Annotated in this window: 17 protein-coding genes and 1 pseudogene; 9 read left to right on the forward strand and 9 right to left on the reverse strand. The window is 54.0% G+C overall.

Annotation, left to right across the window (positions count from 1 at the left end):
• Positions 1 to 38 precede the first annotated feature (38 nt).
• Positions 39 to 566 carry a lipocalin family protein gene (locus MKleb_RS10545; RefSeq protein ID WP_025108428.1) on the reverse strand — a complete coding sequence of 176 codons (528 nt, stop codon included), beginning with the start codon at positions 564 to 566 and terminating at the stop codon, positions 39 to 41.
• Positions 567 to 840: 274 nt separating this feature from the next.
• Between MKleb_RS10545 and uraH the strand changes: the two genes are divergently transcribed.
• Positions 841 to 1,215, forward strand: coding sequence for a hydroxyisourate hydrolase (uraH, locus tag MKleb_RS10550; RefSeq protein WP_029946983.1), 375 nt, complete (start codon positions 841 to 843; stop codon positions 1,213 to 1,215).
• A 253-nt stretch (positions 1,216 to 1,468) separates the two neighbouring features.
• Here uraH and MKleb_RS10555 read toward each other — a convergent pair whose 3' ends face one another.
• The 3 genes from MKleb_RS10555 to MKleb_RS10565 are packed head-to-tail and all read right to left on the reverse strand — an operon-like array spanning position 1,469 to position 5,267.
• Positions 1,469 to 2,545: a porin gene (locus tag MKleb_RS10555; RefSeq protein ID WP_217076642.1), complete on the reverse strand. Its 1,077-nt coding sequence runs from the start codon at positions 2,543 to 2,545 to the stop codon at positions 1,469 to 1,471.
• Positions 2,546 to 2,600: 55 nt separating this feature from the next.
• Positions 2,601 to 3,995 (reverse strand): M20 family metallopeptidase, encoded by a 1,395-nt coding sequence (locus MKleb_RS10560; protein ID WP_217076643.1) that lies wholly within the window; start codon positions 3,993 to 3,995, stop codon positions 2,601 to 2,603.
• A gap of 12 nt (positions 3,996 to 4,007) precedes the next feature.
• Positions 4,008 to 5,267 carry an MFS transporter gene (locus MKleb_RS10565; RefSeq protein WP_025108431.1) on the reverse strand — a complete coding sequence of 420 codons (1,260 nt, stop codon included), beginning with the start codon at positions 5,265 to 5,267 and terminating at the stop codon, positions 4,008 to 4,010.
• A gap of 105 nt (positions 5,268 to 5,372) precedes the next feature.
• On the opposite strand from MKleb_RS10565, the gene MKleb_RS29900 reads away from it, so the two are divergent.
• Together MKleb_RS29900 and MKleb_RS30300 are read left to right on the forward strand one after the other, a co-directional pair.
• Positions 5,373 to 7,343: a GAF domain-containing protein gene (locus tag MKleb_RS29900; protein WP_228740788.1), complete on the forward strand. Its 1,971-nt coding sequence runs from the start codon at positions 5,373 to 5,375 to the stop codon at positions 7,341 to 7,343.
• Complete coding sequence (locus tag MKleb_RS30300; protein ID WP_416381398.1) at positions 7,322 to 7,423, forward strand: hypothetical protein; 102 nt, start codon at positions 7,322 to 7,324, stop codon at positions 7,421 to 7,423. Before MKleb_RS29900 ends, MKleb_RS30300 begins: the two co-directional genes overlap by 22 nt.
• A gap of 81 nt (positions 7,424 to 7,504) precedes the next feature.
• On the opposite strand, the gene MKleb_RS10575 is transcribed toward MKleb_RS30300, so the two are convergent.
• Positions 7,505 to 8,950, reverse strand: a complete 1,446-nt coding sequence (locus tag MKleb_RS10575) for an MFS transporter (protein WP_025108433.1) — start codon at positions 8,948 to 8,950, stop codon at positions 7,505 to 7,507.
• Between the two features lie 182 nt (positions 8,951 to 9,132).
• Between MKleb_RS10575 and MKleb_RS10580 the strand changes: the two genes are divergently transcribed.
• Complete coding sequence (locus MKleb_RS10580) at positions 9,133 to 9,285, forward strand: hypothetical protein (RefSeq protein ID WP_157835624.1); 153 nt, start codon at positions 9,133 to 9,135, stop codon at positions 9,283 to 9,285.
• Positions 9,286 to 9,346: 61 nt separating this feature from the next.
• On the opposite strand, the gene MKleb_RS10585 is transcribed toward MKleb_RS10580, so the two are convergent.
• Positions 9,347 to 9,778: a PTS sugar transporter subunit IIA gene (locus MKleb_RS10585; protein WP_025108434.1), complete on the reverse strand. Its 432-nt coding sequence runs from the start codon at positions 9,776 to 9,778 to the stop codon at positions 9,347 to 9,349.
• Positions 9,753 to 11,262 (reverse strand): annotated as a pseudogene (locus MKleb_RS10590) (sugar porter family MFS transporter). Before MKleb_RS10590 ends, MKleb_RS10585 begins: the two are co-directional and overlap by 26 nt.
• A gap of 945 nt (positions 11,263 to 12,207) precedes the next feature.
• On the opposite strand from MKleb_RS10590, the gene MKleb_RS10595 reads away from it, so the two are divergent.
• The 3 genes from MKleb_RS10595 (at position 12,208) to MKleb_RS10605 (ending at position 16,563) form a co-directional block, all read left to right on the forward strand.
• Entirely contained in the window at positions 12,208 to 15,420 is a 3,213-nt protein-coding gene (locus MKleb_RS10595) for a molybdopterin cofactor-binding domain-containing protein (protein WP_049078901.1), read from the forward strand.
• Positions 15,421 to 15,432: 12 nt separating this feature from the next.
• Positions 15,433 to 15,891, forward strand: coding sequence for a (2Fe-2S)-binding protein (locus MKleb_RS10600; protein ID WP_009651983.1), 459 nt, complete (start codon positions 15,433 to 15,435; stop codon positions 15,889 to 15,891).
• A 66-nt stretch (positions 15,892 to 15,957) separates the two neighbouring features.
• A complete protein-coding gene (locus MKleb_RS10605) occupies positions 15,958 to 16,563 on the forward strand; it encodes a CTP--molybdopterin cytidylyltransferase (RefSeq protein WP_014838779.1) in 606 nt (201 codons plus the stop codon).
• Positions 16,564 to 16,628: 65 nt separating this feature from the next.
• On the opposite strand, the gene fdhF is transcribed toward MKleb_RS10605, so the two are convergent.
• On the reverse strand, positions 16,629 to 18,776 hold the full coding sequence (gene fdhF / locus MKleb_RS10610) for a formate dehydrogenase subunit alpha (protein ID WP_077625447.1): 2,148 nt from the start codon (positions 18,774 to 18,776) through the stop codon (positions 16,629 to 16,631).
• 136 nt (positions 18,777 to 18,912) lie between these two features.
• Positions 18,913 to 20,385, reverse strand: coding sequence for a nucleobase:cation symporter-2 family protein (locus MKleb_RS10615; RefSeq protein WP_025108440.1), 1,473 nt, complete (start codon positions 20,383 to 20,385; stop codon positions 18,913 to 18,915).
• 512 nt (positions 20,386 to 20,897) lie between these two features.
• On the opposite strand from MKleb_RS10615, the gene ygfT reads away from it, so the two are divergent.
• Entirely contained in the window at positions 20,898 to 22,838 is a 1,941-nt protein-coding gene (gene ygfT, locus MKleb_RS10620; protein ID WP_064405783.1) for a formate-dependent uric acid utilization protein YgfT, read from the forward strand.
• Positions 22,835 to 23,311: a 4Fe-4S dicluster domain-containing protein gene (locus MKleb_RS10625; RefSeq protein ID WP_014229768.1), complete on the forward strand. Its 477-nt coding sequence runs from the start codon at positions 22,835 to 22,837 to the stop codon at positions 23,309 to 23,311. The genes ygfT and MKleb_RS10625 overlap by 4 nt, the downstream gene beginning before the upstream one ends.
• Positions 23,312 to 23,322: the final 11 nt, after the last annotated feature.

Genomic DNA, 23,322 nt, shown 5'->3' on the forward strand with positions numbered 1-23,322 from the left:
GCTCGTTGGTTCGCTGAAGATAGTGTGGATTCAGCCTGTTACCCGTGGTTCACCCAGACTAATTTTTCTACCGGGAAGCCGAGATCCCGCGCGATGCGCAGATACTCCTGCTTGATGGATTCCGGGATGGCCGGCGTGCGCGACAGGATCCACAGATAGCCGCGATCGGGACCGCTGACCAGCGCATACTGATACTGGCTATCCAGGGCGATCACGTTGTAGCCGCCGTAAAACGGGCCAAAGAAGGAGACTTTCAGCGCGGCGGTGGTCGGCGCCGCGGTAAAATACGCTTTACCTTCGCTCTCGCTCCATTTCTGTTTCTGCGGATCGTAACCGCGGTTAACCACGCTGATGCCGCCATCGCTGCGCTGACCATACGTTGCGGTAACCCGCTCAAGGCCGCGTTCAAAACGATTTTCGAGCCGGGCAACCTCATACCATTTCCCCAGATAACGGCTTGCGTCAAAGTTATTTATCGGCTGGACCCCCTTGGGCGGAGTGGGGGATTTACAGGCGACAAGCGTCAGGGCGATAGCCACACCCGTCAGAACTGGCCATATCTTCATGTGAATTCCTTTTGTGAACGCGGAAGAAAATAAGTATAGCGCAAGCGCGCGGGCCTTTATTCACGCCCCATGGATGCACCTTATATTCAGATAATTCTATCACTTCGAATGGGCTGTTGCCCTGCTCGCTATTTTCCTCGTCCTGCTTCCGTTAAGGTGATTATCACAAAAAGTTGAATATATTTTAGCAGCCCAGGTGCTAACGTTTGAACGTTATTATTCACAACGGGAAAACATCGTGAAAAAATTATCCAGTCTGATTTTGTTATCTGCTATGTCTGTGGCTCCAGCCGCATTTAGCGCCCCCGTCGGGACGCTCAGCGTGCATATTCTCAATCAGCAGACGGGTCTGCCTTCATCGGGCGTGACGGTTACTCTTGAAAAACAGCAGGCGAATAAATGGACAGCGCTGGCCACCGGCGTCACCGACAACGATGGTCGTATTAAATCGCTCTATCCAGCTGAAGGGGATATGCAGCCGGGGATTTATAAAGTGACCTTCAAAACCGGCGATGACTTCAGCAAACAGAAACTGGCCTCGTTTTTCCCGGAGATCCCGGTTCTCTTCACCGTCACGCGCACCAATGAAAAGCTGCATATTCCACTGCTGCTCAGCCAGTATGGTTACTCCACCTACAAAGGCAGCTAATCGCTACGTCCATCCTGAATAAGCAAAAAGCCTGCGCGCAAGCAGGCTTTTTTCGGGCGACTATCGGGAGATAGCCGTGCTTAGTGATTCTGCTGGAGGATCCTTAAAAAATCCTCTTCTCTGGATTATTATCTGGAAGCGTGCTATCAACCGCATCCCCTGTCGGGGATTATGGCGCAGAAGACCTTGCACATTAAAAACCAGAAACAGGTCTGGGCTCGTTGACCGGACCTGCTTGCGTGGCGGCTGGATATTAAAACTGCCAGGTCATGCCAACGCCAAAAGTGTCGTCGGTCGAAACACTGAAAGGCGTATTTTTATCCAGCTGATTTATTTTGTAATCGACATAGGTAAAGAAATTCTTGTTCAGGAACCAGGACAGGTTAATATCGAGATATTTCATTAAATAGATATCACCGCTATTCTCGATATCTTTTCCTCGCGACTGGAACCAACCAATGCCGGGAATAATGCCGTTATCAAAAACATAGCGGGTATAAACTTCGAAGTTTTCACTTTTATTCGCATAGCCATAATTTTTGATAGGCGTAATATTATATCCTTGAGAATATTTTACCGCCGCATAAAGACTGCCAGAATCGTATTTAAAACCGGTAGCCCACATTTCCGCGTGCTTACCACCACCGTAGGCCAAAGCCTCCTGCTCCGCCGTGCGTCGTGAGTTGCCGTAAGCGGCCAGCAGAGAGCCGCCCCAGTCGAAATCGTAGCTAACCGATGCGCCTGCGCCATCACCGTTAGAACCATAGACTGAACGGCTGCTATTGTTACTCCCGGATCCGTTCTTTCCCTGATATTGCAGAGCGAATTTAAGGTTATCGTTCAGGCCGAAGAAGTTGGTGTTGCGCCAGGTTAACAGCCCGTTGGCTCTGCCCGTAAGAAAGCCATCGGTATAGCTATCGGTCATGATGTCAAAGATTGGCGCATAGTCGGTTATGCTGGCGACGTCATAGAGCACGCCGGAATTTCTTCCATAGTCGATGGAACCCAGGTCAGCGTATTTTAACCCGGCATAAGCATAGCGGGTTTTGGTACCGTCTGAACCGTCAGATTCCGCGCGATTTCCCTGAATATTATATTCCCATTGACCAAAGCCGGTGAGCTCGTCATTAATTTTAGTCATGCCCTTAATACCTAATCTGAAATAGGTATTATCGCCATCAATGGTTGTATCATCGCTAAAATAGTGGCGAGCACGAATGCTACCATATAGGTCTAATTTATTGCCATCCTTATTATATATTTCTTCCGCAGGGGCTGCTGCGGACGTAAGAATAACCACCGCAAGCAGTGTGTTTTTATACATTTTCATTTTTAGCGCCTCATCATTTTAGAATAAAGGCGGTATGGCACCGCCTTTGCATTAGTTATCTGTTTAGTGAGCGTGGCCTTGCGTCTTGAGGAATTAGCGAGCGGTACTCTTCGTGGTCTCTTTGCTCAAGGTGTTCTTCCTTCGCTTGTGAAATGATCGCTGGGGTGGTGAGAACGCGAATTGCCGAGGCGGCCATCACACGACCAGCCAGCAGCAGCCCCTTGTGGGCGTAGGAGGTTTTTCCCTGGGTAACCATCTGCCATGAGTGTGGTGGTGTGCCCCAGGCGCAGGTGGTGATATAAACCTGGCCGACAGGCAGCAGCCAGCTCACGTCACCAACGTCCGTTGAGCCATTGAGGAAATCAGGTTCCTGGCGAAACGGCGTGATGTCTTCGGATAGCGTGCGGCCCCTTTTGGCGACTTTGCGCTTTTCTTCCTCAGAAAAGGTCTCTTGTATCGCCTGGGCGAAGGCTTTTTCTTCAGGGCTAAAGGTGACCGGGCCAGTTTTGAGCAACTCTTCGTTCATTACGCTGGCGAGGGTGACGTTAGGGATAAGATCGGCCGAGGCCGCATCAAATTCAATGGTGACTTCCGTTCCGGTCATCAGCGCCGCGCCGCGAGCGACATCGTCAACGCGCTGAGTGATTTCTCGAACTTCCTGCATTTTGGGTGAGCGTACTTTGTACAGCACATGGGCCTCAGACTGCACCACGTTTGGCGCGTTGCCACCCGCGTTGGTGATGGCGTAGTGGAGCCGCGCTTCAGGAATAATATGTTCACGCAGGAAATTGGCCCCAACGTTCATCAGCTCAACGCCGTCAAGCGCGCTGCGGCCCATGTGCGGACTGAATGCTGCGTGGGTGCTTTTGCCTTTAAACAGATATTTCACCTGGTTAGTCGCAAGCATTCTGGCGTTGTAGGCCAGATTCTCGTCCCACGGGTGCCAGGTGAACGCGACGTCAACACCGTCAAACAGCCCGGCACGCGCCATATAGGCCTTGCCGCCGCCGCCTTCTTCAGCCGGGCAGCCAAAGTATTTCACCGTTCCCGCCAGGCCGAGTTCTTGCATACAGGCTTTGGTCGCTAGCGCAGCTGCCAGCGCACCTGCGCCAAGAAGGTTATGCCCGCAGCCGTGGCCGTTTCCCGCAGCGACGACGGGAGAAACAATATCGCAATTGGCCTGCTGGCTTAATGAGGGCAGGGCGTCATATTCGCCGAGAAAAGCAATGACCGGTTCGCCGCTGCCGTAGCTGGCGACAAACGCCGTATCGATGCCGCCAGCCTTTCGGGTGACCTGAAAGCCATTGTCTTCAAGCGCTTGCGCCATCAGTTCAGCAGACTGCGCTTCTTCATAGCGCACTTCGGCAAATTCCCAGATCTTGTCGCTAACGGCGGTAATACGTTCACGTTGTTGTTCAATCGTACGTTCAATAATCGATAAGTAGTTCATCGTTTCTCTCTTTTATTGGGATACATTCGATGTCGCTTCGGCCTGAGCCGCGCCAGTAGAATGAGTAATGGACAGTGCGATCAGGCAGGTGATGACCGCGCAGGCAATGATCGACAGGAAAGCGGTGGCGTAGTTTTGTTGGGTCAGCTTCAGTAAGTATCCGATCATAAGCGGCGATAAGAAGGAGCCTATCTGCGCAATTGAGTTAATAAACCCCGTTGCGGTACCTACTGAGGCCTTTGGAAATTGTTTGATGATGGTAACGAACACGCTGATGCTGATGGCGTTAAGGAATATGTTAGATAGCGAAAGCCAGGCAAAGGCAATCGGCACGGAAGAGGCGTTAAACATCAGCCAGATGAACAGCGCTGAGACAGAAGAGCCCATCGCAATCAGGTATTTTTCGCGACCCTGAAAATACCTGTCGAGCAGCCATCCACAAAACAAAAATGAGGCAAAGCCCAGGGCCGGCGGCAGCATTGACCATGCGCCCATGGATACCATGCTCATCCCTTTGACTTTCACCCAATAGGATGGCAGCCAGGACTGCAAACCCCAGAATACAATATTGGTAAAGAAGTAGCAGGCGGCGATTTGCCATGTTAATGGGCGGCGAATAATATTCAACAAACGCTGCTTTTCTGGGATGCTACCGTGCGCTGCGGATGGTTGTGGCATCGTACCGCCAGCGGTGTCCGGGGCGCTGGAGCGCAGGACGTACCACAGGCAGAAAGCCAGAATCAGGCCAGCGATACCCAAAACAAAGAACATGATTCGCCAGTTGTACCAGGTAATCAGCGTAGATACGACCACCGAGCCAACGGCGAACCCGACCGATGCGCCAGATTGCAGAAATGATTTAGCGCGCGCCATTTTGCTTCTTTCAAACCTTTGGGCGATGACAACGGAGCTTCCTGCAGGGAAAACCGCTTCCCCCATTCCGACAAAAAAACGCGTAACTGCCAGCGTGAAAACGCTGCTTGCCATTCCGCCCATAGCGGTGGCAACGGACCACAGGGCAACCGCACCGGTTAAGATGGTTTTACTGCCCATCCGGTCAACAAGGTAGCCGCCAATAAGCTGGGTGAGCGAATAGGCAAGGAAAAAACCGCTGATGACCATACCGGTTTGTTCACTTCCCAGTCCAAAATCAGCAGAAATTGGAATGATCGCAATATTAATAGCGGCTTTATCGATAAACCCTACGACCCAACACAGAAACAATATCAGGATTATCAAATTGTTTTTATTCTTGAATGTAGCACTGAGCATAAAGTTCCCTCATAAGACATGAGATGATGTGATTTTGTCCTTGCTACCCTTACAGAAGTGATGATAAATATCTATGTGTAACTATACACTCAAGAGATGATTTTTATGTACAATCCTACATTTGATAATAATTCTGACTCATTACGTAAATCCTTGAGTGTTGTGTCTGTACGGTATTTTCCACAGTCGAATGTGCATATTGAACATTCCGATTTACGTTACGACTCGCTAATGGCGGGAGATACGTCCGGTTTTGAAGATAAAAATGAATCGTACATATTAATTCGTGAAAGGGATGGTGATTGCATGGTGATTAATATTATTTGCCTGCATATTGAATCATTGCGTATTGCCATCCGGACGGAACACGCGCTACTAAGTGAAGAAAATGTCAGAGTATTTCTCAGTGAAGTGAAAATACTACTTTTAACTGAAGTAATTAATTATCAAAATACGATGTTCACGAAGATTAGCGACAATACCTGGCATCTCGCCTCCGGTCTTTCGCATGAGGTTGTTACGCAGCATGTTATTGACGGCGCGCTGAAGACTATTGCATATAGCGATGCGGCAATCTTTCGTATTTATGATGATAAAAGCGACCGGCTGGTTCCGGTTGCAATGACAGGATTTAAAAATAATTATTATGATTATATTGTAGGTCTGCATGAATCGATATCCGGTAAAGTGTTTAAATCAATGCAGACGGCGGTCTTAAACTCACGGGAAGAAATTAACCACAGCTTTACGGCAAGCTCTTCCTTGCGTGATGAAATACTTAAAGATAACCCGCTGGCAACTTCGCTTATTTGCGTCCCGGTATACGATCAGTCGGCATGCTATGGCACATTGACTATGCTTTCATTTAGCCGACAGTTTGTATTTAACTCTTTAGCAAAATCGCTACTCGAAACCTATTCATCGCAGGTGGCGCTGGCCTGGCGCAATGCCCGTCTCTATGATGAACGCACGGAAAGTCTGCGAGTCGTTGAAGACCTACGCAATCAGCTGCAGGCGCAAAACACGTTGCTGAACGCGAGCGTGGATTTTTATAATTTGATGGTCTCATTGTCTATTAAATACAATAGACTAGGCGATTTTATCGCGGCGATCGCTTCACATCTCTCTTTGGATCTTAACTATCTGGATGTACTGGGAAACCAGAGTTTAAGTGAATCGCTTAGTGCATTGACGTGGAGTCACTTGCGCGCCTCTGCTGGCGAAAAAAATGTGTCGACAATCATTGTGGGCGGTAGAGACTATTGTCTGCTTCCTCTTGAAAATGAGGGGCGCTTGCTCGCCTTTTTTATCATGCGAAACCCGGACTTAAATGAACATGTATCATCGATTATCTCCAGACTAAAAGAGTTTGTGATAATGGAGATCGTCAAGCAGGCGGGTTCTGTTGCGCTGGAGAATAAAAAGAATCTGGATCTTATCGCTGAGATTATGGTGATTGGATTGACGGCAGAAAGTGAAATATCATTTGCCCGCAGGGGCATCGTTCTCCATAAATCAGTACTGTGCATTAAGCTAACAGCACCACAAGTGACCAGCGATGAAATACACTATTTGTCGACAATCAACGTTCTCACCAGAGACTTCGCATTGAAAAACGTTTTTCATTATTTTGACGCTGACGTGATAACGTTAATCATATTTGATATGAATGAGCAAAAGCTTTTCGCTCTTGAGGAAAAAGTAATCGCGCGCTATCAGCAGGACAAGCTTTATAAAGTGGGGGTGAGTTCAGTTCTGCGACGCCAGGAGGTTATCACCAGCATTAAACAAGCTAATACTGCGCTTGATGTTCTTAAAACCAGAAATAAAAGTGGCGTAATGAGTTTTCGTCATTCAGGTATTGATCGCTTGTTTATAAAACATACCCCTGAGGAACTAAAAGACTTTATCCTGGATCTGTTTTCACCTGTGCTGGAAGAGAATAACAAACCTGGTATATTGTTGGTGACGATTATCTGTTTTTTAAAAAACAGGCAGTCCGCAGTGAATACTGCAGAGGAGATGGGCATCACGTCAATACGCTGTATCAACGGATTAAGAAGTTCGAAACGCTAACCGGTTTAAGCCTCAATAATGCAGACGAATTTATTATGATTGCCCTGACGTGCCATATGAGTCGGTTTTATCTTAGTTAAATGGTAGCCGGTAACTGATTGTAATGCATCCTGTCGTTGAGCGAGCACGCAATGAAAAGCAATCGGCTGACCGGCGTTAAGCTATTTTTTCTGTGAGACGTTGATACCCGCATTCGGCGCAAGCCGCGTCATATCATACACTCCGAGCGCAGTGATAATCGCGATGACGACAAATCCCAGGCGAAACCCCATTCCAGGAACAGTGGCGTAACCAAGATCCTCACTGAGGATGCTGCCCATGCGAATACTTAGCGCTCCCATTGTCACTCCCAGTCCGCTGGCGAGCTGAAGTGAAGTACTGAACAGCGTATTGGCTGAGCTCATCTCCTGTGACGGAACTTCAGCGAAGGCCAGTGAACTGATACCGGTGAACTGCATGGAACGGCTTAATCCGCCGAGGAACAACAGCACCAGCGTTATCAGATGCGGCGAGTCAGGCGTTAGCAGTGCGCAGAGTAACAGCGTCAATACGCAGGCGACACCGTTACCGATAAGCAGCTTACGGAAGCCAAAATAGCGAATTAGCGGCGTTGTAGCGGGTTTCATCGCCAGGTTGCCTGCAAAAACGGCCAGTACCATCGAGCCGGCTTCAAACGCGTTCATTCCGAAACCAACCTGAAACATCAGAGGCAGCATAAAGGGGGCTGAGCTAATCGTCGCACGAAGGATAAATCCTCCGCGCATGCTGATGCGAAATGAGGGGACTGAGAGCGATGACAGGCCAATCAGCGGCGTTTTACTGGTCAAAAGATGATGAATACTCCAGACCAGGGTAGCGAAGCCAACAGTAATGGTTACTGCCGCCCCGATCAGGCTAACGTTTTGTTGGCTGAGCATTTCCAGCCCTGCAACCAGGCACAGCATCGTTACGCCAGTGGCGACAAATCCTGTAAAATCAAACGGTCTGCGTTCGTTAGCCGATTGGTTTGGCATCATCTGCAATGATAGTACAATGGCGATCAGCCCCAGGGGGACGTTGAGAAAGAAGATCCAGTGCCAGCTGGCGTAGGTGGTAATAAATCCACCAAGCGGCGGCCCAATGATGGGGGCCACCAGCGCGGGCCAGGTTAGCGTGGCAATGGCCTTAATAAGCCGATCTTTCGGGGTGGTGCGCAGAACGACCAGACGTCCTACAGGAACCATCATCGCGCCGCCAATCCCCTGAAGGATACGCATCAGAACGAACTCAGTCACATTATGGGTCAGACCGCATAGCAGGGATGAAAGCGTAAAAATGCACAGTGCCAGAGTAAAGACGTTTCGTGCGCCAAAACGCTCCGCAACCCAGCCGTTGGCCGGGATCAGCACAGCCAGAGTTAATAGATAGGCGCTGATACCAATATTAAGGTCTATCGCTGTGACGCCAAACGCCTTTGCCATATCCGGCAGAGCAGTAGCAATCACCGTTCCATCAAGAAACTCCATAAAAAATGCGCTGGCAACCAGCAGCGCTAGCCCCGAAATCCTCCCTGAGCCAGAGCGTTCCTGCCGGGGCGTTTCGTCCCGCGATGAATCTGTTAAAGCCATATACCGTCCTCAGCGATTCGCTACGACGTGGTAAAGGTGTGACAAGATGGGAAGTTGTTATACCAAATAAGTAAATTTGCTGAGAACTCATTTTTAATCCCTGTTATATAAATCTTGATATTGGGCAATGAATGTACGCGTTTTATAGATACCAATCCGTTACCATCACCAAGGTAAATTATATGAATATTGATATCGGTTCAGCGCGGAAGATGATTTTGGGTGGGATGGCCCTGATAAGCGTATTTGGTTTGGTCAACGTCAGTAAAAAAGCCTGCTCGCGAGCAGGCTTTTTACAGGGATTACATGGATATACTAAGCGTTTTGACCGGTGATGAATCATTGGGGTTGGCTACGACACTCAATTTCTGTTCGTATCAAATATATCCTCCACCCTCAGTTTTGTTGCAGGATCCGCAGGAAATCCTGCTTGCTGGAGATTAATGATAGCGCCTTGGCGATAATTTCATCACTAAAAATAGAAGCAACTTCTCTCAGTACATCAATATGCTCACTTTCTTTGGCAATCACGCCAATGGCAATGAACATGACATTACTTCTGTCCCAGATAACGCCATCGGGGAACTGATAAATTTCAACCCCGGTTTTAGCAATGATATTGGTTGCTGATTTAGGCAGGTGCGGCAGCGTAATGCCATTGCCTAAAAAGGTGGAGACCTGACGCTCTCTTTCAGCAAGAAAAGTAACGCAATCTTCACTGACATAGCCTTTAGATTTAAATTCAGCGCCAATCATGGCCAGGACTTCTGCTTTATTTTTCGCCCGGCACGACAGATGGAGATTATCCTGCGTAATAGTATCGATCATAATCCGTTTTCCTTGGTGGCCGTATTGAATCCCGCTGCAGATTTATTTGCTGAAAGCTCCTCTTCCAGCTGCTCCAGCGATTTATTGGACGTTTCAGGCAGCGCCGCGATGACAAAAACAATCGCCAGGTAGTTAATCGCGGCAAAAATCAGGAATACCGGACCTAACCCGAGCTTGGCCTGCAATAATGGGAACAAATAGCTGACGATGGCGTTCATCACCCACATGAAAAATACCGATATGCCCATCGACAGTCCGCGGAACTTGAGCGGGAACAGCTCAGCCAGCACCACCCAGGTGATAAAGCCCATCGTTCCCTGCATAACGCCAACGAACATCGCGCCGAGCAGCCAGATGGCCGTGGCTTTGATGTCGCCGACCAGCGTGTAGTCTACGCCGGCAATGATAAGGTGCAGGGTAGCCATGATCGCGAAACCATAAATAATGATGGTTTTACGTTTAAAACGATCGACGAGGTACAGCACGCCAAATAGCATGCCGCCGACGGAGAACACGCCATTGAGTACGTTGCAGATGAGGGAGGTTCTTTCTGAGAATCCGGCGCTGCTGAGGATCTCAGTACCGTAGTACATAATGACGTTGACCCCGGTGGTCTGCTGCAGCGCCGCCCAAATGACGCCCACCAGCAGGAGTTTGAAAATCCATGGCGTCTGGAGAATGGTGACAAAGGCGTTCTGCGAATGAAGCTTTTTGTCCGCTTCGGCCTTAATTAAGGTGGTGATATCGTTGAATTCTTTGGTTGCGCGTTCCAGAGGGCGGATTTGTTTTAATATTTCCAGCGCTTCTTCATGACGGTTTTTACTAATCAGCCAGCGCGGGCTTTCCGGCGATCGCAGCATACCGATAAACAGGCAGATGGCGGGAATGGTCTGCACCATCAGCATATAGCGCCAGACGTCGGGGAGATGGCCCCAGAGGATGCCAATAATGGCGTTGATGGCAAATGCGGCGAGCTGCCCGATAACAATGGCGACTTCGTTTAAGCCGGTCAGTTTACCGCGCATTTCGGTTGGCGCCACTTCGGAAATAAAGGTGGGGGCGGTCACCGAGGCGCCACCCACGGCATAGCCGAGGATGAAACGTGAAATAAGCAGTACGGTGATATCCGGCGCCAGAGCGGACATTAATGCGCCGATGAAAAAGATAAAGGATAAAAAGAGCAGGTACTTTCTTCTGCCAAAGAAATCCGCGAATTTTCCCCCGAATACGCTGCCTAACGCGGCGCCGATCAGCAATACGCTCATGACCAGACCTTCTGTAGTCGGGGTCAGGGCCATATATTGTTTCAGAGAGGAAAATGCGCCATTAATAACGCCGGTGTCATAACCGAATAGCAGGCCGCCAAATGTCGCAACCAGGGTTATCTGGTGTAATCGTTTTCTCTGCTGTAGGTTCAGATTCATAATAAGAGACATTTTTATACCTTTTGTTTTGATTAACGGCACGAGATAAAAACGTGTCATCCCATCCTCGTCACGGCCTGCCTGTGCGCCTGGCGAAGCGCGGCCGGGATGAAATGATTTTTTGTTCTTAGTGCAACTATTTAGCGCGATTGCTATGCGCTAAATAAAACCGATCAAAGAGGTTTCTTTTTGATTAATGATGAATCATCGGTAGATGCGGGGCTGGGGCCTCCGGGGTGGTTGACGTTCAGAAAGTCCCCGGCAGCGTGAGGGTGGAAAAGGGGCGGGCCAATATAAACGGTTCGGATAAGTCCTGATCTCACTTCCTTCATTGCATCCTCCGGGGGGTTAGGATTTCTGCTGCGCCATCAAGGCGGGCAGAGTGCGTTTAGTGAGAGATGATTATTACCGCTATAAGTGAAATAAAAATACAAACAGATCACATTTTGAAAGTTTTATTTCGGTTTGGTTTTGTGGGCTATGTGTAACAGCCTTGTGTATAGAATGGCTATTTTTATAATTAATTGATATATATGGCAATTTTTAGGATTGTTTACGGGGGGCTGGCCCGGTGGCAGGAAAATGAATTGTTAAAATTATGATATATATCACATTTGTAAACAAGTTCGTTTATGAAATTTAAATTTCATTATTGCGTCTGTTTTATTTTTTATTCGAAATCGGGGGGGCGTCAAAAAGCTTCATCACCTCGATACGCGTTTTGCCGCAGGGTGACGGTTGCGCTCAATGCCCGGCGGCGGCAGGAGCTGCGGATGCACCGCTGGCGTCACCCTGGAAACACAATTGAGAACCGCCAATTATCATAGTGATACGCATGCTCTCGTTTTGATAATCAGCGGCGACCTCATTCGCTTTTTATTCTTTAACCGGCCGCTATTTTTAGATGCGCCTCACATAACTCAGCCTGAAATAACCCTTTATTTATAGGTGGCATAGCCATTGCTTTAATCCGTTATCTTTCTTTGTGAGTGGAGACTGAAAAATATGGATACATTGCTAGTTGGCAGTGAGGTGCCCCGCGTAGACGGGCTCGCCAAGGTGACGGGTAAAGCGGTCTACGGCGATGACATTATTATGAACAATATGCTGTATGGCGTCTGTCGCTACGTGGATATTCCTGCCGGGCGCATCGATGCGCTCGACCTGTCGGAGGCGGAAAAAGTGCCCGGCGTCGTGCGTATTGCCACCTGGAACGATATCCCCGGTCAGCGCAAGCTGGGAGCGATTGTTCCCGATCATCCGCCGATTATCGACAAGGAGATCGCCTACCGCGGCGACGTGGTTGCCGTGGTGGCGGCGGAAACCTACGAGGCAGCCTGCATCGCCGTCGATAAAATCAAAATCACCTACACCCCGTGGGAGCCGATTACCTCCCCGGAAGAGGCGATGAAGCCCGGTGCGCGCCTTATTCACAGCGAACTCGATAGCAATATCATCAACCGCCACCACACGGCGAAGGGCGATATTGATGCCGGTTTTGCCGCCTCCAGCCATATTTTTGAACGTGAGTATGAGGTGGGGTTCCAGGAGCACGGCTATATTGAGCCGGAATCGATTACCGCCTACCTGGACAATAATGAACAGATCATGACCATCGAAGGGTCGATTCAGAACGCTCACCGCACCCGGGCGGTGATTGCCAAATATCTCGACCTGCCCCAGGCGAAGGTCAACATTAAGCGCTCCGTCCTCGGCGGCTCCTTCGGCGGTAAAGATGACATTATCGATAACGTCTCCTGCCGCGCGGCGCTGCTGGTGCACCTGACCGGGCGGCCGGTTAAGATCTCCTATAACCGCGAACAGTCGATGCGCGAGAGCTACAAGCGCCATCCTTATAAGATGAAATACCGCATTGGCGTGGACGACGACGCGCGCATTCAGGCGATTAAAATCGACATTATCGCCGATGGCGGCAGCTACTGCGGCCAGACGGTGTTTGTCACCTGGCGCAGTTCCGTGCAGGCGGCGGGCCCCTACAACATTCCTAACGTACGCGTCGATCTGGTGGGCGTTTACACCAACAACAACTATACCTCGGCCTACCGCGGCTACGGCGCGCCGCAGGTCATTTTCGCCAACGAATCGCTGATGGATGACGTGGCGGGCGAACTGGGCCTGTCGCCCGTTGAGTTCCGCCTGCGCAATATTCTCAAGCAGGGCGATACCAGCATGGCCGGGCAGGTCTTCAGCGAGCATACCGTCTCCGCGCGGGAGGTGCTGGAGAAGACGCTGCTCAAGGCCGAATACGAGGCCAAACGCGAGCACTACAAAAAGCTTAACGCGGAAGGCGGCCCGATCCGCTACGGGATTGGCTTCGCGCTGAGCCATCGCGGCTGCTCTCTGGGGGCCGAGGGGCTGGATGCGTCCTCGGCGCTGATTCAGGTGAATGCCGACGCCAGCGTGAACATCTCCACCTCGGTATCCGAGAACGGGCAGGGGCTGCAGACCACCATGTCGCTGCTGGCGGCGGAAGCCTTTGGTATTGGGCTCGACCGGGTGATGTTTAGCGAACCGGCCACCGCGATGATCGCCGACGGCGGCTCAACGGTCGCTTCGCGCGGTACCCTGATGGGCGGGCAGGCGATTCTGAGCGCGGCGAACAAAATTAAACAACGCATGGCGGACGCCGTCAGGGAAACGCTGAAAGCGCAGAGCATCGACGATATCGCCTGGCAAAATGGCAAAGTGTTTAACCGCCACAGCCCGGAGCTGAGCCTCAGCTTCCAGCAGGTGTGCGATATGACCCGGGCTACCGGGGCAAACCTCTCCGCCTACGGCTGGCACGTGGCGCCGAATATTCACTGGGATGAAGAGAAGGGCTGCGGCAGCCCCTATTTCACCTGGGTGTACGGCTGCCAGCTGGCCGACGTGGCGGTGGATATGCGCACCGGCAAAATCACCGTCAATAACGTCGTCGCCACCCACGATGTCGGTAAAGTCATTAACCCGGTTGGTTTTAGCGGCCAGGTCTACGGCGGCGTGCTGCAGGGGATGATCGGCTACGGCATGCTCGAGGATTTCAACACCGAGCACGGCGTGGTGAAATCGGAAAACTTCGATACCTATCTGCTGCCGACCATCAAGGATATGCCGCACATCGATATCATTGCGGTGGAAAACTACGATAAAGCGGGCCCGATGGGGGCGAAAGTTATCGGCGAACCGGTACTTGAACTGGGCGCTGCGGCTCTCAATAACGCGGTGAGCTTCGCCATCGACCGCCCCAACCGGACCCTGCCGCTGACCCTCGAGCAGGTTCGCCTGGGTTATAACCTCAAGAAGCCGGAGCGCCAGAGCGAGCAGATGCTGGAGTCTGGCGATAAGAAACAGGTTCACCGCCTCAACACCCTGTCGCTGAGCGTCCCGCAAACCCTGAAAGAGGCCCTGACGCTGATGGCCGAGAAGGGGGCAATGCCTATTGCCGGCGGCACCGATGTGCTGGTGCAGGCCCGGATGCTGTCCGGCGAGGTGCCGCTTGTCAACATCGCCGGACTGGCGGAGCTGAAAGAGATTTTTGACGTTGAGGGCGGGATCTCCATTGGCTCCGGCGTCTGCTTTACCGACCTGGTTAAGCATCCGTTGATTCAGCAGCGCTATCCGCTACTGGTTACGGCCTGTAAAACCGTCGGCTCCCTGCAGCTGCGCAACCGGGCAACGATCGGCGGCAATATCGTCAACGCCGCCCCGTGCGCGGACTCCATGCCGCCGCTCATTATCTACGATGCGGAAGTAGAGCTGCGCAGCGCGCGCGGAACGCGCCGGATGCCGGTCAGCGAATTTGTCGTGGGCGGCTATCGCACCCTTCTTGAGCCTGATGAGCTGGTTGTCCGCTTTATCCTGCCGGCGCCGACGCAGCAGCCGCTGATCAATCGCTATCTGCAGCTTGGCCGGCGCAATGCGTTGAACATTACGCGCCAGAGCTTAACCGGGCAGTTTATGGTCGATAAGGGCGTGGTTCGCCTGTGCCGTCTGGTGGATGGTGCGCTGATGGCCAAACCGCAGCGGTTGACTGAGGTTGAGCAGGCGCTCACCGGGAAGGCGTTAGACGCCGCCGCCATTGACTATGCGGCCGGGGTACTGCACGACAAGGTAGAAAAAGCCATCGGCGGACGCTGGTCTGCGCCTTATAAAGTCCCCGTATTTATCGATATGTTCCGGCAGATGCTGCAGGAAGTTATGACAGAGCAGAAAAAATAAGGAGCCATGAACATGAACCATATTGAGCTAAAAGTGAATGGCATCCGCATTGCCCGCGATGTGAAAGACAATGTCCGCCTGATCGATTTTCTGCGCGAGGAGCTGAAGCTCACCGGCACCAAAGAGGGCTGCTCGGTGGGCGAGTGCGGAGCCTGCACCGTGATTATGGACGGCAAATCCGTCTGCTCCTGCCTGCTGCTGGCCGCCCAGTGCAACGGGGCAGAGGTCACTACTGTCGAAGCGCTGCATCACGATCCGGTCGGTAAAAAATTGCAGAACGCCTTTATTCGTCACGGCGGCGTTCAGTGCGGCTTCTGCACGCCCGGCGTGTTGATGAGCGCCAAGGCGCTGCTGGATGCCAACCCGGCCCCCAGCGACGATGAGCTGAAAGAGGCGCTGGAGGGGAATATCTGCCGCTGTACGGGTTATCAGCCGATCATTACCTCGATTAAAGCGGTGCTGAAATCCTGATCGCCGCAAGCGCCGCCGTCGCCAGCCGACGGCGGCGTTGTATTCGGCTTCAGGGGGAGGATGACGATGAGCAAAAAAATGGATAAACAGTGCGTTATGCTGGCCGCCGGGCTCTCCAGCCGGATGGGCAAATGGAAAATGATGATGCCGTGGGGCGAGGGAACGATTCTCGATAGCGCCCTTGCCAGCGCCCTGGCGTTCTGCGATCGGGTGGTGCTGGTGACGGGGTTTCGCGGCGACGAACTGGCCGCGTGCTATCGGGATCATCCGGGCGTTGAGGTGGTCTTTAACCCGCAATATCAGGACGGTATGTTCTCTTCTATTCAGTGCGGGGTAGGCCATATTCGCGCTTCGCGCTTCTTTCTGGCGCTGGGCGATATGCCGGAGGTCACGCCGGGCGTCTACCGCCGGCTGTGGGCCAACGCCGACGCCGGGAGCTGCATTATTCCGGCCTACGATCGCGGTAAAGGCCATCCGGTTCTTCTGCCCCAGCGGGCGATTTCTCTGATTCGTCGCGCGCCGCAAGGGGCCACCCTGCGGGACGTTATCGGTCAGATGGCGGCGCGCGTTATCCCCGTGGCGAATCAGGGGATTCACTGGGATGTTGACACTCCGCAGCAGTATCTTGAGGTCGCGCGCCGCTGCCGCAAAGATCTGGCCGCCGTCGGTTAGCGCTGGCGGAGGGAAGAAGAAAAGACAATATCGCCCCGGAGCGCACAGCGCCGGGGCGATATTTTTTACCCCGCGGCGCTTTCGCGCAGACGGGCTTTCAACTGGCTGTATTCCTCACTGACGTACCGTTCGGCGGCGCGCTGATCGGCAATACGCTCAACGTTAACGGCGCAGTACTTGTACTCCGGGGTTTTGGTTATCGGGCTGAGATTCTCGGTGACCAGCTCGTTGCAGGCGCCGATCCACCACTGATAGGTCATGTAGACCGCCCCTTTATTCGGCCTGTCGCTGATTTTCGCCCGGGAAATCACCTTGCCTTTGCGCGAGTTAACCCACACCAGCTCTTCGTCCTCAATGCCGAGCCGCTTGGCGTCGGCGGTGTTGATCTGGATGTAGCCCGGTTCGTCCGCCAGTTTGGCCAGCGCAGCGCAGTTGCCGGTCATCGAACGGCAGGAGTAGTGGCCTACTTCGCGCACCGTGGAGAGCACCAGCGGATAGGCATCGCTCAGCTTATCGACCGGCGCCTGCCATTCGCAGGTGAAGAACTGCGCCAGCCCGTTCGGCGTGGAGAACCGTTCCGCAAACAGATACGAAGTGCCCTGGTCCGCCTCCGACTCGTCGCGGCACGGCCACTGCACGTAGCCCAGTTCTCCCATCTTCTCGTAGGTCGCGCCGAAGAAGTTGGGGCACAGATGGCGGAGTTCATCCCAGATCTGCTGCGTGTTGTCGTACTTCATTGGATACCCCATCCGGGTGGCGATTTCGCAGATGATTTGCCAGTCGGTCTTCAGATCCCACTTCGGCTCCACCGCCTTGAAAAAGCGCTGGAAGCCGCGGTCCGCTGCGGTATAGACGCCCTCATGCTCGCCCCACGAGGTCGAGGGCAGAATCACATCGGCCGCCGCGGCGGTTTTGGTCATAAAGATATCCTGGACAATAACCAGCTCCATCTCTTCGAAGGCCTGACGTACGGCGGAAAGCTCGGCGTCGGTCTGGAGCGGATCTTCCCCCATAATGTACGCCGCCCGCACTTCGCCGTGCGCCACGCGGTGCGGCAGCTCGCTGATGCGATAGCCAGGGCTCTCCGGCAGGCTCTCAACGCCCCAGGCGTTGGCGAACTTCTCCCGGTTTTCCGGGAATTTCACGTACTGATAGCCGGGATAGGTGTCCGGCAGCGCGCCCATATCGCAGGCGCCCTGGACGTTGTTCTGGCCGCGCACCGGATTGACGCCGACGTGCGGTTTCCCCAGATTACCGGTGAGGATCGCAAGGCTGGTCAGGGAACGCACCGTTTCGACGCCCTGCCAGAACTGGGTTACGCCCATCCCCCAAAGAATCATGGCGTTTCCGGCGCTGGCGTACAGCCGCGCGCATTCGCGAATCTGCCTGGCGCTGATGCCGGTGATGGCTTCCACCGACTCCGGCGTATAGCCTTCGACGATGTTGCGATACGCTTCGAAGCCTTCGGAACGCCCGGCGACGAAGGATTTATCGTAGAGATCTTCTTCGATAATCACCTGCCCGATGGCGTTGAGCAGCGCAATGTTGGAGCCGTTTTTCAGAGCCAGATGCAGGTCGGCGATGCGCGCGGTTTCGATTTTACGCGGATCGCAGACGATGATTTTGGCCCCGTTGCGTTTGGCATTGAGGATGTGATTCGCCACGATCGGGTGCGAATCCGCCGGGTTATAGCCGAAAATAAACACCAGATCGGTATTATCGATCTCGGTGATGGCATTACTCATCGCGCCGTTGCCGACCGACTGGTGCAGACCTGCAACCGAAGGGCCGTGTCAGACGCGTGCGCAGCAGTCGACGTTATTGGTACCAATAACGGCGCGCGCAAATTTTTGCATGATGTAGTTGGTTTCATTGCCGGTGGCGCGCGAAGATCCGGTGGTCTGAATCGCATCCGGCCCGTACTTCGCTTTTATGTCGCTGAGGCGGTTTGCCACGTAATCGAGCGCTTCCTCCCAGGAGACGGACTCCAGCTTACCGCCGCGCCGGCGGCGGATCATCGGGGTTTTCAGGCGCGGGGTGAGGATCTGCGGGTCGTCAATAAAATCCCAGCCGTAGTAGCCCTTCAGGCACAGGGTGCCCTGATTATTTTTCCCCATCGCAGCGTCGGCGCGGGTAATTTTTCCCTCTTCTACCGTGAGCTGCATTTTGCAGCCGGAGGCGCAGTAGGGGCAGACGGTCGTGACTCTTTTCATAGCAGTGGTCCTTAAACTTAGAACAGCAGGGCATAGCTAAAGCGGCCGTTCAGGCCCTGCGCGATACCCTGCTGCACGACGGGAATCGCCAGCAGCAGCAGGGTGATCAAGGCAAACAGGAGTCTGGTGAGCATCATTACCCCTCCTGCGCTTCTTCAGGCTGTCTCTCCTTCTGAACTTTGCGCAGCAGGAGCCACATTCTGACGGTTCTGACGGCCATGTTGCGCGCCGCCGAGCTTGGCGGGGCCGGATCGGGGACCGGCGTTTCGTGGTTAACGCGGAATGGCACGCTGCCGTTGAGGGTGAGGTTGGCGACGATAGCCGTCAGGGTGCCAATCGTAATCCCGCTGTGCAGAAACAGCTGAACCATCGGCGGAAACTGGGTAAACAGATTGGGCACCAGCACCGGCATCATGCCGAGGCCGAGCGTTAATGCCACCACCATACCGTTATTATTGTTGCGGTAGTTGACCTGTCCCAGGGTACGAATACCGGACACCGCCACCATACCGAACATGACAATGCCCGCGCCGCCGAGGATCGGTTTCGGTATCAGCACCACCAGCGCCGCCATCCTCGAGAACACGCCCATCAGAATCAGAATGATGCCGGAGACCGACACCACAAAACGGCTGCGCACCCCGGTTAAACCGATCAGGCCGACGTTCTGCGCGAAGGCGGCATAGGGAAACAGATTGAAGAAGCCGCAGATAGTGGTCGCGATACCGCAGGTGTTGAGGCCGTTGCGCAGCATCTTCGCGTCCACCTTTTTCCCGACGATATCCCCGGTGGCCATCATCGAGGACATGGTTTCCACCATCACCACCACCATCACCATCGACAGCAGGGCGACGGGGATAATATGAAATTCAGGTTTGGCGAAGGGCATCAGGATCGGCAGATGGAGCCAGGGGGTGGCGTGGACGAGGCTAAAGTCGAGAGGCTTAAAGCAGCTCCAGAGTACGGTGCCGATGATAAGACCGATCAGCACCGACGTGTTTTTCACGACGCCGGAGGCAAAGGTGTAAATATTGAGAATAATCACCAGCGTGATTGCCGCCATCAGCAGCGAGAAGGGGGCGCCAAAGCCGCTCATTTCGCTGCTCCCGCCGCCAATCCACCCGCCTGCCACCGGCATAATAGACATGCCGATAAGCGTGACGATGCTGCCCATCACCACCTTGGGAAAGAAGCGGATGAGCTTGCTAATCCACGGCGCGCAGCAGAGGATAAAAATACCGGACACGATCACCGCCCCGGAAATACCGCCGATCCCGTACTCCTTACCGATCAACACCATCGGGATCAGCGCGGCGAAGGTACAGCCCTGGATAAGCGGCAGCCGACAGCCGAGCCACTTACCGACCCCCAGCGACTGCACGATGGTGGCCGCGCCGCAGATAAACAGGTCGGCGCTGATCAGTAAAATAATGTGCTCCGGCGGGAGCCCTACCGCATTACCCACAACGAGCGGAACCGCCACGGCGCCCGCGTACATCACCAGCACGTGCTGTAGCCCATAAAGAATCATTTGCGTAACGGGTAAAATTTCATCGACCGGTGCGGTCGAGCTCCCGTTTTGTGAGGCGGAATTGGCGATATCTTTCATGAAGTTGTTATCTCCTGTACGACTTCACTCTGTATAAACATGAACAGAGCCGAAGTTACGATTCGAAGGCCGCTGCCTCCCTGAGCCGATGCGTTCATCAGCGTGTTGCGCGCACGAGAAGTAATATGCGTAAGCTGTGCCAAAAATAAGCGCCTGGAGAATTGAAGGAGAATTGTGTGAAATAACTCACGAGAAAAAGGCGGGAATATCGACGCGCTGCGAAACTTCTCAAATAAATCTCGTGGTGAATAAACGCGCGCTATCACATTGAGACAGGGAGCGTCTCATTTTGGTATCACGCGCGATACGTTGAATTATCAACATGATTAAACCCTGAGCGCGGAGAATAATTTTTGTTCAGCGAGAGCGGATATATATCGCGCCGCTAAGTGGGAGTGGGCCTGTTTTTTTGAGACGGCTCGCAAAAATAAGCACCATATGAATACCCTGAACAAAAGCGCCTGATTATTGCATTGCTTCCCGGTGAGTCCTGGAATAATAAAGGGAAGCAAATGAATAAATTTATTGTTGCCGATTCTGCAAACTGTATTGGCTGCCACGCCTGTGAAGTGGCCTGCGTCACCTCTCATCGCCAGGACAGCTGGCCCCGGCAGCGCAGCGACTTTCTGCCGCGCATTCGGGTGTTCTTCCACCGCCACGCCAGCAGCGCGACGACCTGCCGCCACTGCAACGACGCGCCCTGCGTCGGCTCCTGTCCGACCCAGGCGCTGCGCGTGGCGAACGACAGCGTTCAGTTTACAGAGGCGCTGTGCATCGGCTGTAAAAACTGCGTCATCGCCTGTCCCTTTGGGGCCATTGAGATGGTGGCCAACGATGACGACGCGCCGCAGCTGGCGCAGAAATGCGATCTTTGCAGCCAGCATCCTTCCGGTCAGCAGGCGTGCGTGGCCAGCTGTCCAACCCAGGCGCTGCAACTGATGGATGAGGCCGCCGTTAACCGGCTGCGTAGCGCGCGGCAGATTCGCTCCGCGCTGGAAACCCCGCTGGGCACCGTTCGCGGCGCCAGACGCAGCGCGATACTCAATAAACCTCCGCGGGTGGGGGCGAAAAAAGTGCCCGCCGATGACCGCATCCAGCACTTCGGCGAAATCTATCAGCCGCTGAGCGAGTGCGATGCGGAGTATGAGAGCGAACGCTGTCTCTACTGCGCGCAGAAAGCGTGGTGCAACTGGACCTGTCCTTTACATAATCATATTCCCGATTTCATCCGCCTGGTGAACGAGGGCAAGATTATCGAGGCGGCGGAGCTGTGCCATCAGAGCAGCTCCCTGCCGGAGATTTGCGGCCGCGTCTGTCCGCAGGACAGGCTGTGCGAAGGGGCCTGCACCTTAAAGAACGAAGGCGGCTCGGTCGCCATTGGCAACCTTGAGCGCTATATCACCGATACCGCCCTGGCGATGGGCTGGCGACCGACAATCGGCACAGTGGCCCCGCGCCCGGAGCGGGTGGCGGTGATTGGCGCCGGGCCCGCCGGACTGGGCTGCGCCGATATTCTCGTGCGCGCGGGCGTGCACGTTGACGTGTTCGATCGCCATCCGGAAATCGGCGGCCTGCTGACCTTCGGTATTCCGCCGTTCAAGCTGGATAAAAACGTGCTTGAGAAGCGACGCGACGTTTTTAGCGCCATGGGCGTCAATTTTCATCTCAACCAGGAGGTGGGGCGCGACGTGGCTTTTGCCGATCTGGTGAAAAACTATGACGCCGTCTTCCTCGGCGTGGGCACCTACGGTCTGATGGCCGCCGGCCTGGAGGGAGAGAACGCCCCCGGCGTGATTCAGGCCCTGCCGTTCCTGATTGCCAGCACCCGCGAGGTGATGGGGCTCGAAGAGAGCCCCGAGTATCCGCTGACCGACATTAAGGGGAAACGGGTGGTAGTGCTTGGTGGGGGAGATACGGCGATGGACTGCCTGCGCACCGCCGTTCGCCGCGGCGCAGCGAGCGTGACCTGCGCCTACCGTCGCGATGAGCTGAGCATGCCCGGATCGAAAAAAGAGGTGGTGAACGCGCGGGAAGAGGGGGTGAAATTTGAGTTTAACGTGCAGCCGCAGCGCATTCAGCTCAACCGCAAGGGGCAGGTCTGCGCGGTGGAGATGATCCGCACGAAGATGGGCGAGCCGGGCCCGGACGGCCGCCGCCGGCCGCAGCCGATCCCGGATTCCGGGTTTGAACTTAAAGTCGATGTGCTCATTATGGCGTTTGGCTTTCAGGCTCACGAGATGCCGTGGCTGCGCGGCCACGGGATAAAGCTGGACCGCTGGGGGCAGATAGTGACCGGCGGCAAAGGGCGCGGAACGACGCAAACCAGCCATGACAAAATCTTTGCCGGCGGCGATGCCGTGACCGGCGCGGACCTGGTGGTCACCGCCATGGTTGCCGGGCGGCAGGCGGCCAGCGAGATGTTGATGCAATTCACGGCCCGGGAGGAGATATGACTCGTTTTATCGTTGCCAGTTCGCAGGCCTGCATCGGCTGCAGGACCTGTGAGGTAGCCTGTGCGCTGGAACACGTGGCGCCGGGGGCGGAGTTTCATCCTCGCCTGAAGGTGATGCGCCTCGACGAGCTTAGCGTGCCGGTGATGTGTCATCAGTGCGAGAATGCGCCCTGCGTGGGCGCCTGCCCGACCGGGGCGCTGAGCATGGGGGCGGAGAAAGTGGAGGCCGACGGCGGGCGCTGCATTGGCTGCCAGAGCTGCGTGGTCGCCTGCCCGTTTGGGGCGATTACCATTGAGGTGGAGGCCGGTGTGACGCCGGTTATCGTTAAGTGCGATCTTTGCGGCACCCGGGAGCGCGGCCCCGCCTGCGTTGATGTCTGCCCGACGGCGGCGCTGAGTATCATGACCGAAGAGCAGCTCAGCGCGCTGCAAAAGCAGCGCAATATCGCCACCGCCGCGCTACTGTCGCTGTAAACCTCGCGCCC

It is taken from the genome of Klebsiella sp. PL-2018 (genome assembly GCF_019048985.1).
Classification (GTDB): Bacteria; Pseudomonadota; Gammaproteobacteria; order Enterobacterales; family Enterobacteriaceae; genus Klebsiella; species Klebsiella michiganensis.

Excerpts from the sequence above, each read along its gene's own strand:
- MKleb_RS10555 (WP_217076642.1), bottom strand. The coding sequence starts at position 2,545 with ATGAAAATGTATAAAAACACACTGCTTGCGGTGGTTATTCTTACGTCC.
- MKleb_RS29900 (WP_228740788.1), top strand. The coding sequence starts at position 5,373 with ATGTACAATCCTACATTTGATAATAATTCTGACTCATTACGTAAATCC.
- MKleb_RS10580 (WP_157835624.1), top strand. The coding sequence starts at position 9,133 with ATGAATATTGATATCGGTTCAGCGCGGAAGATGATTTTGGGTGGGATG.
- MKleb_RS10595 (WP_049078901.1), top strand. The coding sequence starts at position 12,208 with ATGGATACATTGCTAGTTGGCAGTGAGGTGCCCCGCGTAGACGGGCTC.
- MKleb_RS10605 (WP_014838779.1), top strand. The coding sequence starts at position 15,958 with ATGAGCAAAAAAATGGATAAACAGTGCGTTATGCTGGCCGCCGGGCTC.
- MKleb_RS10585 (WP_025108434.1), bottom strand. The coding sequence starts at position 9,778 with ATGATCGATACTATTACGCAGGATAATCTCCATCTGTCGTGCCGGGCG.
- MKleb_RS10565 (WP_025108431.1), bottom strand. The coding sequence starts at position 5,267 with ATGCTCAGTGCTACATTCAAGAATAAAAACAATTTGATAATCCTGATA.
- uraH (WP_029946983.1), top strand. The coding sequence starts at position 841 with ATGTCTGTGGCTCCAGCCGCATTTAGCGCCCCCGTCGGGACGCTCAGC.
- MKleb_RS10625 (WP_014229768.1), top strand. The coding sequence starts at position 22,835 with ATGACTCGTTTTATCGTTGCCAGTTCGCAGGCCTGCATCGGCTGCAGG.
- MKleb_RS10615 (WP_025108440.1), bottom strand. The coding sequence starts at position 20,385 with ATGAAAGATATCGCCAATTCCGCCTCACAAAACGGGAGCTCGACCGCA.
- MKleb_RS10545 (WP_025108428.1), bottom strand. The coding sequence starts at position 566 with ATGAAGATATGGCCAGTTCTGACGGGTGTGGCTATCGCCCTGACGCTT.
- ygfT (WP_064405783.1), top strand. The coding sequence starts at position 20,898 with ATGAATAAATTTATTGTTGCCGATTCTGCAAACTGTATTGGCTGCCAC.
- MKleb_RS10575 (WP_025108433.1), bottom strand. The coding sequence starts at position 8,950 with ATGGCTTTAACAGATTCATCGCGGGACGAAACGCCCCGGCAGGAACGC.
- MKleb_RS10600 (WP_009651983.1), top strand. The coding sequence starts at position 15,433 with ATGAACCATATTGAGCTAAAAGTGAATGGCATCCGCATTGCCCGCGAT.
- MKleb_RS10560 (WP_217076643.1), bottom strand. The coding sequence starts at position 3,995 with ATGAACTACTTATCGATTATTGAACGTACGATTGAACAACAACGTGAA.